11 protein-coding genes are annotated in these 16,180 nt (G+C 41.6%); 3 read left to right on the forward strand and 8 right to left on the reverse strand.

Annotation, left to right across the window (positions count from 1 at the left end; genetic code table 11):
* Window positions 1–70: 70 nt before the first annotated feature.
* Both OCW38_RS13605 and OCW38_RS13610 read right to left on the reverse strand, forming a co-directional pair.
* Window positions 71–1,291 carry a GGDEF domain-containing protein gene (locus OCW38_RS13605; RefSeq protein WP_261894456.1) on the reverse strand — a complete coding sequence of 407 codons (1,221 nt, stop codon included), beginning with the start codon at window positions 1,289–1,291 and terminating at the stop codon, window positions 71–73.
* 206 nt (window positions 1,292–1,497) lie between these two features.
* Window positions 1,498–3,063 carry a sensor domain-containing diguanylate cyclase gene (locus OCW38_RS13610; protein ID WP_261894458.1) on the reverse strand — a complete coding sequence of 522 codons (1,566 nt, stop codon included), beginning with the start codon at window positions 3,061–3,063 and terminating at the stop codon, window positions 1,498–1,500.
* Between the two features lie 731 nt (window positions 3,064–3,794).
* Between OCW38_RS13610 and OCW38_RS13615 the strand changes: the two genes are divergently transcribed.
* A complete protein-coding gene (locus OCW38_RS13615; RefSeq protein WP_261894460.1) occupies window positions 3,795–5,138 on the forward strand; it encodes a GGDEF domain-containing phosphodiesterase in 1,344 nt (447 codons plus the stop codon).
* Window positions 5,139–5,245: 107 nt separating this feature from the next.
* Window positions 5,246–6,535 carry a sensor domain-containing diguanylate cyclase gene (locus OCW38_RS13620; RefSeq protein WP_261894462.1) on the forward strand — a complete coding sequence of 430 codons (1,290 nt, stop codon included), beginning with the start codon at window positions 5,246–5,248 and terminating at the stop codon, window positions 6,533–6,535.
* 124 nt (window positions 6,536–6,659) lie between these two features.
* Here the strand turns inward: OCW38_RS13620 and OCW38_RS13625 are convergent, their stop codons facing one another.
* From OCW38_RS13625 to OCW38_RS13640, 4 genes are all read right to left on the reverse strand, one after another.
* Window positions 6,660–7,676 (reverse strand): sensor domain-containing diguanylate cyclase, encoded by a 1,017-nt coding sequence (locus OCW38_RS13625; RefSeq protein ID WP_261895678.1) that lies wholly within the window; start codon window positions 7,674–7,676, stop codon window positions 6,660–6,662.
* Between the two features lie 387 nt (window positions 7,677–8,063).
* Window positions 8,064–8,309: a helix-turn-helix domain-containing protein gene (locus tag OCW38_RS13630; RefSeq protein ID WP_261894464.1), complete on the reverse strand. Its 246-nt coding sequence runs from the start codon at window positions 8,307–8,309 to the stop codon at window positions 8,064–8,066.
* A gap of 217 nt (window positions 8,310–8,526) precedes the next feature.
* A complete protein-coding gene (locus tag OCW38_RS13635; protein WP_261894465.1) occupies window positions 8,527–10,074 on the reverse strand; it encodes a methyl-accepting chemotaxis protein in 1,548 nt (515 codons plus the stop codon).
* Between the two features lie 250 nt (window positions 10,075–10,324).
* Complete coding sequence (locus tag OCW38_RS13640; RefSeq protein ID WP_261894467.1) at window positions 10,325–11,785, reverse strand: EAL domain-containing protein; 1,461 nt, start codon at window positions 11,783–11,785, stop codon at window positions 10,325–10,327.
* A 546-nt stretch (window positions 11,786–12,331) separates the two neighbouring features.
* Between OCW38_RS13640 and OCW38_RS13645 the strand changes: the two genes are divergently transcribed.
* Window positions 12,332–13,624, forward strand: coding sequence for a methyl-accepting chemotaxis protein (locus OCW38_RS13645; RefSeq protein ID WP_261894469.1), 1,293 nt, complete (start codon window positions 12,332–12,334; stop codon window positions 13,622–13,624).
* Window positions 13,625–13,822: 198 nt separating this feature from the next.
* On the opposite strand, the gene OCW38_RS13650 is transcribed toward OCW38_RS13645, so the two are convergent.
* The gene (locus OCW38_RS13650) at window positions 13,823–14,413 is read right to left on the reverse strand and encodes a hypothetical protein (RefSeq protein ID WP_261894471.1); all 591 of its coding nucleotides are present in this window, start codon (window positions 14,411–14,413) and stop codon (window positions 13,823–13,825) included.
* Window positions 14,414–14,689: 276 nt separating this feature from the next.
* Window positions 14,690–16,042 (reverse strand): NADP-specific glutamate dehydrogenase, encoded by a 1,353-nt coding sequence (gdhA, locus tag OCW38_RS13655; protein WP_261894474.1) that lies wholly within the window; start codon window positions 16,040–16,042, stop codon window positions 14,690–14,692.
* Between the last annotated feature and the right edge of the window lie 138 nt (window positions 16,043–16,180).

The raw sequence follows: 16,180 nt of genomic DNA on the forward strand, positions 1-16,180 counted from the left end.
ATGGCAGTATTCCGAACAACTTCCCTTATAAATTCAATTATACGATTTCTTATCTTAATACTTCGAGTTATCACTCGATAGTGTCGTACTTAAAGTGACTGGACGCCTCTTCTTTATCCTGTCCGTATTTCTTGCCATCCTTAACTACGATGCTATTACGCCCTTGTAGTTTTGCTTGATATAGAGCCTTATCCGCTCTATTTATACAATCTTCCCACTTTTCATGCTCGGTTAGTAAACTGACCCCGAAACTCGACGTTATTCGTAATGAAGGTTCTCGTTCAATTCTGATCTGAGTGATAGCTAGACGTATTTTTTCTGAAATTAAAACCGCTTGATTAAGAGTTGAATTAGGTAGCAAAATAAGGATTTCATCCCCCCCTAACCGGTAAGCACAAGTGGGGGCACTAATCACGCTCTTGATAGTTATCGCTAGTTGCTTAATCACTTTATCACCGGTTAAGTGTCCAAACTGATCGTTTACTTGTTTAAAGTTATCAATATCCAATAACACTAAACCTACAAATCTGTACTCTTTGCGCTCTTGAAAGTATTTTACAGCTTTGTCTAACGCTCGGCGGTTTTGTAATCTCGTGAGCGGGTCTTGTTGAGAAAGGCTTCTAAGACTGTTTACGAGCCTTGCATTAATTAGCCACAACATTGAAAAGGAAACAGAAACAATAAGGGTAATACTAAAAACATAAGCATAATCGTTTATATAATGATTCTGGTTAAAGCCATTTAAAGCATTAGGTGCTGTATAAACGTATGCAGCCCTATAAAACATAAACAGGCTATAACCAGCAAAGGATAATGCCAGCATATTTAAAGCTAAAGAGAGATCATCTAATTTACCCTTGACGATGACCAAGACAGAGAACGCTGTAACTACAGCTAAATAAAGACTAATGACAATGACACGATTTTTAAGTGAGGGTTCATAATAAGTAAAGTAGAGAAAACCGATGAACACCGCGAGCAGTATCATCCGGTTATAATGGAGTACTCGGTACGTATAACCACGAAAAGTGACCAAACTATACAGTATCAAGTGGAAGCCATACGCAATGGTTAAATTAGACATGATAATGCCGATAAAGTCAGGGACCTCCCCTTTGACACTCAACATTACTGAACCAAGTCCGATGACAAGTATCGACAATGAGAACCACGAAAGCCCCGATACTTTTTTTTGAACAGATTGAAGTAAGAACAAGCCTAAACTGAAAATAAATGCGTAAATTACAAAGACAACACTTAACGTTTTTATGTCTAAATCAATGAAAGTCATATGCTTCCTTACATATCTTTGTGTACGACATAGGGTCCATTTATGAAGTGAATATCACCGCCAGCATTGACCTTACTGTGGCTACTTTTCCCGTTGCACTTTTCACAAAACTCAATATACCTTTAAGTTACTCTAGGTATAATTTTCCAATGCATCAAGCCTTTCAAGCAATTCTTCTTCTTATTTATAGAACCATGTTCTGAAGTTTATTCATCAGCAATAAAAAGCTCAGAGCGGTTTCTGCCGTTATTTTTTGCGCGATATAAGGCTTTATCGGCTTCTTTTAAAATCGAGTGAATTGGTTGATCCCCGCCGTCCCAGAAAGCAACACCAACAGAAACCGTCACTCCTCCTACATTAGCAAAGTCATATAACTCGACCCTCTCACGTAACCGTTCTGCCAACCTAAAAGCAGTCTGCACATCTGTATTGATTAAAAAAATAATAAATTCTTCCCCACCAGAACGGAACAGTAAATCAGCCTCTCTAGAGTGCTCTTTCATCAATTGAGAAAAACTTCTTAATAAATCATCACCGATATCATGACCAAAGTTATCATTAACTGATTTAAAGAAGTCAATATCCAATGCAAGAATAGAAAACGGAGTCGCTTGATGCTGTAATTGCTCAACAGCTTTATCTAATCCTCTCCGATTGAACAACCCCGTCATCGAATCCGTTAAGCTTGCCGTATGAAGTATATCAATCGTTTCAGACGCTATCCCAAAGGCTTTTAGAAAACTGTGTTTCAGTTGTGATGCTTCAAAATACCAAGAATTAACTTGCTTAACATTATTGACCGTACTTAAATTATTATCGGTACCTTTCGCTGCCATCGCTAATTGTTTTAACGGTTTAGAGATAAAGCTAGAAAAGACCCAAATAAACATTAACGTCAGCACCCCAACAGGAATCGTGGTGATAAACACTTCTCTCATCTGTTGATTAACCATAAGTAGGGTGCTTTGCTTCGATTTCTGCGCAACCACTCCCCAACCAGCCTGCGAGACCGGGGCGAACCCTGCCAACATTTGAATACCCAAAGAGTTCACAATATCTAGACTGCCACTTTCGCCTTTTGACACGGTATTAATTGCGCGGTTGTTTGTGATTATTTGACCGATCCTTGACTCATTGGGATGATAAATCAACGTTCCATGACGATCGACAACATAAAGGTAAGAACCATCCACGTAGCTATGTTCATTCAACAACTTCGCTAATATATTCGCTGCTTCTAGATAAATAGTGCCACTGATGTAGCCGAGATACTTTCCCTGATTCGAAAAAATAGGGTACGACAGACTAATAAGATAATTGCCGGCGGGGGATACGAAAGGGTCGGTCACCAAAGGAGCTTGGGCCTTTAAAGATTGAAGTGAGTTTTCACTCGTCAATTTAATTCCTTTCACCTTCACTGTCTCAGGAGAGACCGCCGTAATCACGCCATCAGAATTGACAACGACAACGGAATTAAACAACTTAGTTTGGTTTTTGAGTCGTTTCGTTTCTTCTGTCAACGCACGCTTATCATTCGTAACATCGGATAGAGCTTTTGCACTGTATTGGAGTTGTGTCATCGCAGAATCAAGAAAAACATCCGTCATTTCCGCCATCTTTTTCGCATACACTCGGTTCGACTCCAGTGTCGTATTGATGATAATATCTCGTTGCACTTGATAGAGTGAATAGAAAGCGTTTAATAAAGTAACCATTGCAGAAAATACACACAAGACTAGAATTAACTTTCTCAAATTAACCTTTTCTAACATTGTTTTTATCCATTTCTTACCGCTATATTTTGCGCAACATTAACATTAAAGTCTATGGTTTTCAGCCTATTCCTCAAAGAATTTGGAATTCCCTCAATAAGGAAGAGACCCAATAGCAGGTGCTATTGTCATCATCATTAAGCACATAATATATGAAATGACCATTCATTATGCTTGGTATAACCAACTCAATAGATACCACCTGAAAAAGAAACCAATATACAGAACCAGCCCCCCCTTATCCAATTTTAAACATTTTCCCTGTTCGCTTTTCCCTTTTTAAAAAAGGTTAATACACCAAGCCTCAACTCAAAACATACCCTAAATATTAATCGTTGCTGAGCAAAGAATGCAATTTTTAAAAGTCTAATAAAAAGTATATTTTTCAATATATTCATATGATTAGTAACTAGGAGCACATTGATCCTCCACCTCAATACATACAAAAAAAAACAAACAAAACTAGATTATCATTCAACACAGTGATACATTATGCCACATGTCACTTATGTTTTTTACTGTTACTGATATTTCATCGTGGGCGATGAACCAAAAGACAATCCAATCTATTTTTTTACTCAGCAGCTTCCCAGCATTGCTAAAGTTTAGAGCGCTCCCGACAAATGTTAGAATTTCTAGAAAATCATATATCTTTTCAATCAATCATGAGTTCCCTTTCTATCATGATTGCACTCATTCTAGTGTGGAGATTAGTCAAATCGAGCTCTTCCATGTTGAGAATAATGAGTCATTTGGATCACCTCATAAAATTCGGTAAATCACCTTCCTTTTTTAAACGCGCAAATAAACGGCTACACAAATCTCAACCCAACGATCACTATGTTCTATTTTTGATTGATATTGATAATTTTCACACGATCGCTAACCGTATCGGCTCAAAGAAAACGCAGTTTTTTTTAAACGACATTTCAAGATTACCGACCACACATCTAGATGAACGGCCACTTTGTTATCATTGGCATTCCGATAGTATCGCTTGCTTAAGTAAATTGTCCCATACGAACCAAACTCCAAATTACATCGCTCAAATACACCGTCATTTCCGTCATTGTGCACTACGCCATAATATCAATACGACCTGCTGCATTGGGGTTGCCCAACACCGTTTTGATGGCATCAATGCCGAAACGCTCATGACATCAGCAATCGATGCGCTGAGTGAAGCAAAGAAAAAAAGTAAACATACGGAATACTATGATCCAAAGCGTATTAAAATCGCAGAACAATACCAAGAGATGGCTCGAGAACTGAGCAAAGCGATTAATGAGAAAAAAATAGAGATCGTATTTCAACCCAAATATCACATTAATCAACAGTACGCCGTTGGTGTAGAAGTACTTTCCCGCTGGACACATGACCGATATGGTATCGTTTCTCCCGAGACTTTTATTACACTCGCAGAGAAACACCTCTTATGCCGTAATTTGACCGCCTTGATACTTGAGAAAGCCGCACATCAACTCAGAGTGCATGATTTATTAAATAAAGGGCTTGCCAGCGTCTCGGTTAACATATCTGCAGTTGAGCTTACGAGTATTGACGATATGAACTACATCATAGAGTTTCTAAAAAGCGACCCAGAATTTGCCAACGTACTCTGTCTCGAAATTACCGAAACGGCAATTTTAAAAGACATAGGACAATGCACGGTTATCATTCAAGCTTTGAAACAATATGGTGTCTCTTTCTCTATTGATGACTTTGGTGTGGGCTACACCTCATTTGGCGTTTTAAACCAATTAAATGTAGATGAAATCAAACTCGATCGCAGTTACATTGAAACAATAGAAACAGACCATCGTGTAAAAGTGATCGCGTCTGGTATTATTGATATCGCTAACGGTTTGGGTATTCATGTAGTCGCGGAAGGGGTTAATTCAGCTCAACAGTTAGCGATTCTGCAAACGTTGAACTGTGGGCAAGTTCAAGGGTATCACTTGAGCCCTCCTCTCACGGTAGTACAGTTAAAAGAGATCCGGTTCGTCAAGGGGGAATCATCCAGTGCGCTTTATGATGAGAAAAACCTCAAACAAAAGCTTTCTTGCTGTACGTGATAAAAGCCGACAGCCATATCCAACCCTTGAAGCCACAAAGCATAAAGGCCCAACGACTATGATTATGGCGCTATCTCGACCCTTACCGTTTAATTATTAGGGGTATCATGACAACGCTAACCATCGATTCAACTTATGGGATCGTAATATTAAAAGACTTTCATCTGGTACATGCAGATGACAATTATGCGCATATTTTTGGTTACGAATCTGCGCAAGAATTAATGTCGAGCATTGATTCTATCCTTGATCTTCTTGCCCCAGACCACCATCAAAGTGCAAAGGACAACTATTATCAACAGGTCGATAGACGTACTCCCCCTCGTGGACGCACCTTTACTAATCGCGACCGTTTTGGGCGTGAGTTTACAGCCTTCACTATCGACCATGTCATAGAATGGAAAGGCGAAGCCGCACTTCAAGTCACCTTGATAGATTTGTCTGTCCAAGAACAAGCACTGAAGCAGTTAGAGCATAATAAACGTCAATATCAACGCTTAGTCCTGTCGTCATTTCAGGGCATCAGTGTGCATCGCAATTTCAAGCCCATTATGGTCAACCAGGCATGGGTGGACTTGATGAAAGCCCCTTCTATTGATTTCGCCTTAGAGAACGTCGATTTATTGGACTTGATATCCGATGATCAAAAAGAAGAGGCCAGAGCTCGCTATCAAGACTTGATTTCTAGCAGTATCCCCGGAGCACATAGTGTAATTAAAAATACCTGCTTTGATGGTAAAGAACGTTACTTTAGCGTCTATGATAATGCCATTGAGTGGGATGGTGAGATGGCTGTCCAAGCCGTGATTGAAGACATTACAGACCGAGTTGAACTCGAAAAAGAACTGGCTTATAAAGCGTCACACGATTCACTGACAGGCCTTCTCAACCGAGATGCCATCTATCACTGGGTAGAAGCACAAGCTCACCAACAAAATACACTGGTTTGTATGCTGCTTGATGTCGATGACTTTAAATCCGTCAATGATCAACATGGCCACTTAACGGGTGATGCCATGCTCCGCAACATCGCCAACTTATGTAAACAAGTTGTATTAAACCAGGGTGTGACGGGGCGCTGGGGCGGTGAGGAATTTGTTATTTTCTTGTCCAATTTGCACCTTTCTCAAGCCATTGAACTTGCTGAAGAGCTTCGCCAACGCTGTGAATCTTTTGTCTACTCAACCGCAGAAGAGAACGTTCAACGTACCGTCAGTATCGGGGTCAGTGTTTGCCAAGAGGATATCTTACACGCAGATAAGTCCCAAAACGAAGATCAGGTTCTGAAAGCAAATCAGCTGATTAAGCATCTTGTTTCTCTCGCCGATAAATTCTTGTACCAAGCAAAGTCGCAAGGGAAGAACAAAGTGGTCACTGCTAGCAACCTTGACACATAGCCACTAGTAATATTGATACATTGCCTCTATCAAGCTAACGCACAAGTCGCGTATTGTTAAAGATTCATAGAGTTGTGTCCAACAAGGCTTCCAAAGCAGTATTCAGAATGCAGTGCCCTTCTAGTCAAATATGCAGAGTCTTCACCCCATTTTTGCCGTTTTTCTTAATGTGATACATGGCCAAATCAGATTGCTGGTACACGTCGTCAAAGTGATGCTCCCCTTGGTTAAAGAAGCACACACCAATACTCATTCCTATGGCGACGTTCGTCAGCATTCGATTGCTTTCTGGTACACCCTTTCGCAACAACTCTTCACAAAAATGCGTGACTTGATCTGGTTCCACATCGGGAAACAAAATGACAAACTCATCTCCACCAATCCGCCCGATTTGCGCCGGTTCAGAGGATGGTTTAGCTAAATCAGAAGCTTGCGAAGCTGCATCTGAGGCTAGCGTGACCAAACGCTGAGCAATAAAACTCAGCAACTGATCGCCCTTCTGATGGCCTAAAGTATCATTGACCGCTTTAAAGTTATCGATATCAATAAAGAGCATCGCCGCTCGGGCTAACTTATCTGCGCCTTTCATTTCACAAAAACGTTGTTCGATAGCTTGCCTATTAAGTAGCCCTGTCAACCTATCGGTAGAGGCCAAGGCAGCCAGTTGCTGTTCAAAGCGTTTTTCTTGCGTGATATCGATGTGCGTACCCATCATTCTAAGCGGTGCTCCATGGGTATCAAACTCAACAACGCGACCTCTGTCATACACATAGTTATCACTACCATCTTTATGAGTCATGCGGTAAACAACTTCATATAAATCATTCTTCCCTGACAGGTGATCTTCAAAAGCTTTCATGGCCTGCTGATAATCATCAGGGTGTAAGTTATTTTTCCAAGTTTCAAACGTCGCAGCCAGCTCGTTCGGTTGGTAGCCGAGCATTTTCCCCCAACCCGTATTAAAGATAGTGAGCTTTCCTGATGGAATATGATGCTCCCATAGACACAATCCATTACTGTCGAGTGCGGCATTCAACTTTTCTTGCTGGCGGGCATTGCTGCGTTTGAGCTCAGTATTCTCTTTCTCGAGTTCTGCAATCTTTTTTTCGAATTCGGCAATAACGTTCAAATCGGCTGGCATTATCTTGATACTTATTATGAGACTAACTTTATAATATAGAGAAAAGGAACGGTATTTTCCATGTTTGTTGTAACGCATTCCAACGTACCGCATCTTCGCTTCTTGTTTAGGCTTACATCTCAAGGCATTCGATTTCAAAGGGAAAGAGCTTTTCTCAACGAGAGAACATTCACAAATATAAAGCCAGCTTATTTATGGCAAGAAGTTGTGAATACCTAAAAATACACACGTTAGCCTTAAGTAGTCCCTTCAAAGATCAAGCGAACTTCAGACCATTATTGATACTCAGATTTCTTATCATAACTGTTATTTTCAGCCTCCGACATGATACCTATCTTTTAGTGACTTCTCACTGCCCTAATCGGGCTAGGGTTTACGGCGAAATGGCTAAGGGCGTATCGATATATTGATCCCCAATACCGAAATCACCTTCATCAGTGATTTCATTTGCATATCTGATCGACCTTGCTCTATTTTTCTATATGTCTGCTTTGAGAGGCCTGCGAGAAAAGCAGCTTCAGACTGCGTGAGACGATTTTGCGTTCGCTTCTCTTTGATAACCTCCCCCAACAATGAAAGAGTCAATGTCCCGCGCAAATCCGGAGGTGGCGTCATTTCTATGTTCTTAGCCATAAATCGTCCTTGAGCCTTGACATTTATCCATACCTCATAAGTCTAACCTCATGAACTTTAATACCATTCCATAGGGTCTATTAGAATATATACGTGAGTTGGCGATGAGATTCAACAATCAAATAAAATGCGCACCTTGATTCATAGTTAAATGTCGATAAATCTCGTTGATGTCACATACCTCCCCCTAGGAAGGTATGACGGCAATAACACGTTTCTAGTGGATAAATTGATCGACGAGCCGTTTTAAACTAGTCAGGTTTAAGGCTAACGACTCAGAACGCTCAACGGACTTGGAAGAGAGTTCGCGAGTTTCATTGATACCTTGTTTTACGCACACTACGTGGCGATTGATCCTTTGAGTAACCGCAACCTGCTCTTCGATGACTTGAGAGGTACGAGTGCTTTGAGCATTAATTGAGACCAAATCGTTCACAATAGCTTCAAAGGATGCTTTACTTTGCTGGGACTGGTCGACACAGGCTTTCGACGCATGGAGTCCCTCTTCCATCAACTGGCCCGTTTGATTCACCGTTTTTTGTAACGTGTCAATCCGAGCTCGTATCTCTTCCACCGATGCACTCGTTTTCCCAGAGAGCGCCCGTACTTCATCAGCGACGACCGCAAACCCTCTCCCTTGCTGACCCGCTCTAGCCGCCTCAATCGCCGCGTTCAAGGCCAATAGATTGGTCTGCTCAGCGATCCCTTGGATCATTAAAAGAATAGCTTCAATACCATCTACGTCATTATACAGTTGCGTCAACGCAACTTTAGATCCATTCAGGTGTTGGCTGAGTTGGTGTACGGTTTGTGCTGCGGCTTCGACCTGTATCGCCCCACGTTGCGCTTGATTTTGTGCGCTTAAGGCAAATTCGGCGCTTTGCTTTGCTTGATTGGCGACCTCATCAATGGATTCCAACATTTCTTCTGCAGATACCGCCATCGCATCCGTTGCTTTCTCTTGTTCGCCCAATTCCTGATCGATGCTTTGTCGGTTACTCCATTCTTGCTTGGCAGAGTTCAACATATCAGAAGCGGTTTCACTGGCACGAGCAGTTACCGCTCGCAGTTCTGCGCGTTTCATCTGCATAGCAATTTCAATAGGCGATAAATCATCACAATATCCGGTATACGGTTTTTCCATAATTGGATTGTGATAATCCGCTTTAACGACGGTGTGTAGATGAGATAGGCGCAGGCGAAACGCCAGAGCGCAAACAATCTGACCGATAAGCGTAAGTCCGAGCAAAACACTCAATGTAGGCAAAGCGACAAGACCAAAAGCTAACATCACCACAAACAATGCTTGCAAGCCGAGTAGCGCATAGGACACTTTTAACCAACTAAATCGCTGTACTTTGGCTTTACCTTCTCGCATCGATTGGTACAGTAGCTTCCCTCGCTCAATTTGCTCCTCACTGGGTTGAGTTCTAACCGATTGGTATTCGTGGACACTTCCGTCAGGGTTATGTATCGGCGTCACAAAAGCCGACACCCAATAGTACCCTTGCCCTTTACACTTATTTTTCACCAACCCCATCCAATTATTACCTGACTGAACATAATCCCAAAGTTGAGCAAAGGCGGGCTTGGGCATATCTTGATGTCGAATTATATTATGAGGTTGTCCAAGAAGCTCTTCTTGGTTATAACCAGAAACTTGATAAAAATCTTCATTACAATAAGTGATATGGCTTTCTGGTGTTGTGGTCGAAATAAGACTGTTCGTCTCAGAGAAGCAAACTCTTTCATCCTGTTCTTTCACTCGCACTGCCTTGTATTTATGATAATAATATTTATTTTATAAAAGGTTTATTATCTTATATTCGTCAAATATTTGTTACGCCGTTTTTTTGACTTCGATCATTTTCAAGACAGTGACAATGTGCAGGTTATTGATATCGATCAATACATTCACACCACAAACAAGTTACAGCTTAACCTTTGATGCGACTTTGTTATGCATTTTTTATGATTAAGTATTTGGGAAGAAATTACATACAGCGTAAACAACGTCAGACACGGACTTGAGAGATTAAACCGGTTCCTTCGATACTTTGTCCGCACGATTTTTTCACCACACTTGTATCGGTTTGGTTTAAAAAATGCAGCCATAAATGCTCGATAGTTTTCGGTTTACCGTAGTACCACCCCTGCCCATAGTCTACTCCTATATCTCTTAATATACGGTGCTGTCTCTCGTTCTCAACACCTTCCACCACTACTTGCATGTTCAAATCCATGGCGATAGGCAAGATATGACGAATAAGCGTTGATTTGATGGAATCGTCTTCCATATCCATCACAAAGCTACGGTCTATTTTTAGGTATTGAGCTGACATCGCTTTTAACTGATGAAAATTGGAATAACCCGTTCCAAAGTCATCAATAGCCAATTCAAATCCTTGCGTCACCATTTTTTCCATATTTAATTTTGCTGACTCGTGCTCAAGGATTTCACTCTCGGTAACCTCTAACATGAGCTTTCCCTTAAAGGCCTTAACCTCTTTCAGCTCGGTAATTTTAGAAATTTGGTTATCATTGATGTCACAGGGGAAAATATTCAAACTCACTTTAAAGTCGACTAATGAAACACCTAGTTGAATGAGTTCGCTTAATGCTGTTTCGATAATATGCTCAGTGAATTCCCAAGAACGGTGTTCTAAAGCGATGAGAGGAATAAACTGGTCGGGATCAACATCGCCATATCGATCTTTGAGTCTCGCCAAGACTTCAACACCAATAATCTTATTTTCATTCATATCAACGATAGGCTGGTACACACAATGAAAAGTACGGTTGTTGAGAGCACGGTTGACTCGGCTTTCTAACGAGTTACGATAAATCATGTATTTATTGCAAAGCGAAAACACCCAAGCCAGCATTAAAGCTGCTAACAACAATGAAATTGATAACACAACGTTGTTAGCCGTTTTATAAATCTCATTGCCGTTCTCACTGATTTTTAAGGCTTGTATTTCATTGTAATTAGACAGGGTTTTGAGTTCGTCAGACATACGCTGAAAAGTTAACAATGATTCCGTCAAAAACAATTCATTTGCTTTTTCGGTTTGATTCAAAGCAGAAAGGTGTAAACGTTTTTTCTGAAGAGACAGGTAATCGCGGTATTGGTCGTGAAACTGAGTGTAGAACAATTGCTCTTCTTTGCTTGATATGAAGGGCACATATGACAATATTTTTTGATCAATGTTATTTATTAATCGTTCAATAAGAAGCCTATTCATCTCAGATGCTTGTGCTATTTCGCCAGCTTGTGCCGCCCTTAAATTCGCTGCTTCAGTGGCAATTTGTTCCAGTATTTTTACTGCTGGTAATCGGTTCTCAGATATTATCGTGGATTGTTGATTTAACGTATGCATTAACGATGTAGCAGCTATTGATAAGCCTATCAAACAAAATCCAATCACGATAATCGCTAATGAAGACCATTGCTTTAATAAATAATTTTTCAACATTAATACCCGACTAAGCCTTGGCGAACTGAGATCATCATTACGCTCTAAAATCGAGTAAGCAACCGCAACTCGTAAAAATCGTGAGCATCCCAGCTAAAACAACTGAATAACACCTTGTTAAACAATCACTTTGAAATTTGTAATACAAATTAAACCTCACAATACTATCAAACTCGACATGATTTAGCATCACGAAGCACGTTACTTGATTCCAAATTCAAACCAACACACAGAAAAAACCGAATAATATGCGCGCCAACCCTATATCCTCCAATTCGTCGTTAAGAAGGATTGATCTTAATGCATTCGCCTCACTTAGCGCTGACATAAACTCCGACACTTGTGAATTGGCAGGGAAGCTGGAACGATTGGAAGGATGATCATCAGCAGGCCAACAGTAAAACGGTAGAAAATCAAATATTACCCGTCGCCATACTGAATATATTTTAAACTATCGCAATTAAAAATCGCTGCTAATGTGTATAATTGTGTCAAAGCTATACTGACTAATGTATCAACTATTTTTCTGTTTAAATAAGGTCCGCGGTGTTTTTTACTAAGAAGCAAAAACCAGAGATAAAACCTAGCCATTCCGACAATATCTACCAGTCCTTAAAAAAGCATGTTGCATGGATCGAGTTTACCCCTGAAGGCGTTATCCAAGATGCCAGTGCGCCCTTTTTAACACTTGTCGGGTACTCACTAGACGAGATCAAAGGACAGCACCACAAAATATTCTGCACTGATAGCTATATTCGCTCTTCGCCTTATCAAAGCTTTTGGCGAGAGCTTGCCAATGGCATCTCAAAAGAAGGCACGTTCGAGAGAGTAAATAAGCAAGGTGACACGGTTGTTCTAGAAGCGACCTATTTACCGATCAAAGATTCAGATGGTCGTGTCACTAGCGTAGCCAAACTGGCTTCTGATATCACAGAGATCAACGACCAAAACAAAAAAAATGAAGCGCTGTTCTCTGCCTTAGACAAGTCACAAGCGATTATTGAATTTGATCCTGAAGGAACGATACTGGCCGCCAACTCAAACTTTTTAAATACGTTGGGTTACAGAGAAAACCAGGTGGTCGGTAAACATCATCGCATGTTCTGTTTTGAAGAGTTCTATAGTAATCATCCTCACTTCTGGCAAGAATTACAAAAGGGACAATTAAAATCAGGCTTGTTTCAGCGTCGCAGTTCTAATGGATCCAGCATTTGGATTGAGGCCAGCTACAACCCCATCATGAATGAAGTAGGCAAGGTCGTGAAAATCGTCAAGCTTGCCAGCAACATAACGGAACGCATTGAACGCAGCCATGCTATCGCTGAAGCTTCAGAGGTGGCCTACTCAACCTCACTAGAAACCGCGCAAATAGCACTTGAAGGCTCAAAGCTGCTTACCGACACGGTCGAGGTCTCTTTGACGGTATCCCAAAAAGCGGCCAGTACCTATCAAAAGGTGCATTCACTCAATGACAGTTCGAAAAGCATTCAAAACATTGTCGCTACGATTCAAGAGATCGCGGATAGAACGAATTTATTAGCGCTCAACGCCGCTATCGAAGCCGCACGAGCTGGTGAGTATGGGAGAGGCTTTGCCGTTGTTGCTGACGAAGTCAGACAACTCGCGTCCCGAACTTCAGATTCGACCAATGAGATAATCAAAGTTGTAGAAGAAAACCAGAAACTCATCAACGAAGTAACCACAATGATGGCAGAAATGTCGTCCATTACAGAAGAAGGCAATGCCAAGATAACCGAAGTTTCAACCGTCATGGATGAGATCCATAAAGGTGCAGAGAATGTTTCAAGCACGGTGATGAACCTTTCTAATAGCCAATAATATTGCTAAAAGTTAACAATAGAAATATTCACGACCTCAGACCCCGTGCTCCATGTCTACTCTGCACGGGTCCATGTCGTTTATTGTACCGCTTAACCCAAGAGCATGGATGAAGTTCGCCTCTCTGCCATGACACCCGATGGTTAGGCCCTCTACCCGGCTTCATAATAATTTGACGGCTTAAATCACGACTTTCACTTATCCAGCTCTTTTGATACCCAACAAAATTGTACACTCAGAGCGACCCAAATAATGGAAACTAGAGCATAGAAAACCACTGTCTGAAAAGTAATTCAGTAATTCATTATTCGTGACTTCGAACTCTGTTAATTCAGTATCACCATGCGCCAAATACACGCCACCAATGACAGAGCCTAAATCTTGCTCTTCCAGAAAATGTAAAGCCGAGGCCTTGTTATTAAAAGAAAATAGGTGATCTGAACACTGGTTGATGTACCGAATATCGATAAGATCGATATTGTTCGGCATCTCATCTGAAAACAACTTATCGGTAATGTTGATGACAACATCCTCGATCACTGTGACACGGTTTGAAGGATTGTCAAAGACAATAAGTTCCACTCCAAGGTCCGCACATGTTTGAGAGAGCAGTTGACTTTGCTCAGGCGAAAGACCAGACACAAACACAGCGTCGAAACGTGCGTCTTCGAATAATGAGGTTGCCAAGCTCTCTAACGGTATGAACTCGCCATTCGAGACGGTCTCTCGATCAGGAAGTGAGACGGCTATCTTTAACACATCTACATCGGTTTGTGCTGGTTCAAACATCCTTTATCCTTTTCTATGTAAGCTAATATGGGCTCAACGTGCCCAGAGTAATGAATCAATGGAAACGTTCAAACTCAACACCCGTGATAGTGGTTCGTATTTCAGACATGTATTATCTGTGAATGAACTTTCCCTGAGAGGAATCGTAATAAAAAGAAAACCGTACTAGCTCTCCTTTCACTTAACGCCGCAACGCTGGACTTGACGCAACAGACAGTCACGTGGATCCAAAATAAGCCAGCGTCTGAACGCTGACTTATTAAGACGAGTCGAGAATTAAACCACGCCCTGCTCAATCATTGCATCCGCGACTTTTCTAAATCCCGCAATATTTGCACCGAGTACCAAATTACCAGGTTGACCAAACTCTTTACTGGCCTCATTTGCACTGGTGAAAATAGTCTCCATGATGGTTTTTAAATGCGCATCCACTTTTTCAAATGTCCAGTTTTGCATGCTGGCGTTTTGTGCCATTTCAAGTTGGCTTGTGGCAACGCCGCCTGCATTAGCCGCTTTCGCTGGGCCGTAAGCGATTTTAGCGTCCACAATCGCATTCGCGGCCTCTTGAGTGGTCGGCATGTTAGCGCCTTCACAAATCAATTGACAACCGTTGCTGATCAACGCTTGTGCATCGGCTAAGGTCAACTCATTTTGGGTTGCACATGGAAAGGCGGCATCCGCTTGATTGCGCCACACAGCATGTCCATCCTTTGGGTAATCGCCTACTGGGATGTAGACCGCTTCCGGGTAAGTGATTAGGTATTCTTCGAGCGAACCGCGCTGCACCTCTTTGAGCTGTTTGAGTAACTCAAGATCGACCCCTTTCTCATGATAAATCGCTCCACGTGAGTCACTGCACGTGACGGGAAGTGCGCCGATATGATAAAGCTTTTCGATGGCGTAAATCGCCACGTTACCGGCCCCTGATACCAAACATTTTTTGCCTTTCAGCGTATCTTGACGATCATTAAGAATGCACTCAGCAAAGTAAACAGCCCCATACCCCGTGGCTTCTTTGCGTCCTAATGAGCCCCCCCAAAGTAGGCTTTTACCGGTGAGCACCCCTTCATAGCGACCGGTTAAACGCTTATATTGACCAAACATGTAGCCAATTTCACGAGCTCCGACCCCGATATCTCCCGCTGGGACATCGGTTACCGGGCCAATATGACGATACATCTCGTTCATAAAAGATTGGCAGAAACGCATAATTTCACCGTCAGATTTACCTTTAGGATCGAAATTCGAACCGCCTTTGCCACCACCAATGGGCAACCCCGTCAGTGCATTTTTGAAGATTTGCTCAAAGCCGAGAAATTTGATGATACTTGCGTTCACCGATGGATGAAATCTGAGCCCGCCTTTATAGGGACCCAACGCTGAATTGAACTCGATACGATAACCTTTATTCACTTGCACATGCCCCGCGTCATTCACCCAAGGCACGCGAAAAATAATCTGTCTTTCAGGCTCGACCATTCTCTGAATGATCGCTTGTTCTTGGTATTGAGGGTTGCTTTCAATAACGGGGGTGAGAGAAGATAAGACCTCTTCTACTGCTTGATAAAACTCTTTTTGCGCTGGGCTTGTACGTTGTAATGAAGCAAGCGTATCGTGTATATGTTGCATCTATCCATCCTTGATAGGTTTATAAATTGATGCCCACGTTATCACGACGCACACCATTATCAAGTGTCGCTTACAATATAAAACAGAATGCGCACATCAGTACCGTGTGTTACGCATCAATTTACACATTTATCGTGC

This window comes from Vibrio cyclitrophicus (assembly GCF_024347435.1).
GTDB classification, from domain to species: Bacteria; Pseudomonadota; Gammaproteobacteria; order Enterobacterales; family Vibrionaceae; genus Vibrio; species Vibrio cyclitrophicus.

Excerpts from the sequence above, each read along its gene's own strand:
- OCW38_RS13605 (WP_261894456.1), bottom strand. The coding sequence starts at position 1,291 with ATGACTTTCATTGATTTAGACATAAAAACGTTAAGTGTTGTCTTTGTA.
- OCW38_RS13610 (WP_261894458.1), bottom strand. The coding sequence starts at position 3,063 with ATGTTAGAAAAGGTTAATTTGAGAAAGTTAATTCTAGTCTTGTGTGTA.
- OCW38_RS13615 (WP_261894460.1), top strand. The coding sequence starts at position 3,795 with ATGTTGAGAATAATGAGTCATTTGGATCACCTCATAAAATTCGGTAAA.
- OCW38_RS13620 (WP_261894462.1), top strand. The coding sequence starts at position 5,246 with ATGACAACGCTAACCATCGATTCAACTTATGGGATCGTAATATTAAAA.
- OCW38_RS13625 (WP_261895678.1), bottom strand. The coding sequence starts at position 7,676 with ATGCCAGCCGATTTGAACGTTATTGCCGAATTCGAAAAAAAGATTGCA.
- OCW38_RS13630 (WP_261894464.1), bottom strand. The coding sequence starts at position 8,309 with ATGGCTAAGAACATAGAAATGACGCCACCTCCGGATTTGCGCGGGACA.
- OCW38_RS13640 (WP_261894467.1), bottom strand. The coding sequence starts at position 11,785 with ATGTTGAAAAATTATTTATTAAAGCAATGGTCTTCATTAGCGATTATC.
- OCW38_RS13650 (WP_261894471.1), bottom strand. The coding sequence starts at position 14,413 with ATGTTTGAACCAGCACAAACCGATGTAGATGTGTTAAAGATAGCCGTC.
- gdhA (WP_261894474.1), bottom strand. The coding sequence starts at position 16,042 with ATGCAACATATACACGATACGCTTGCTTCATTACAACGTACAAGCCCA.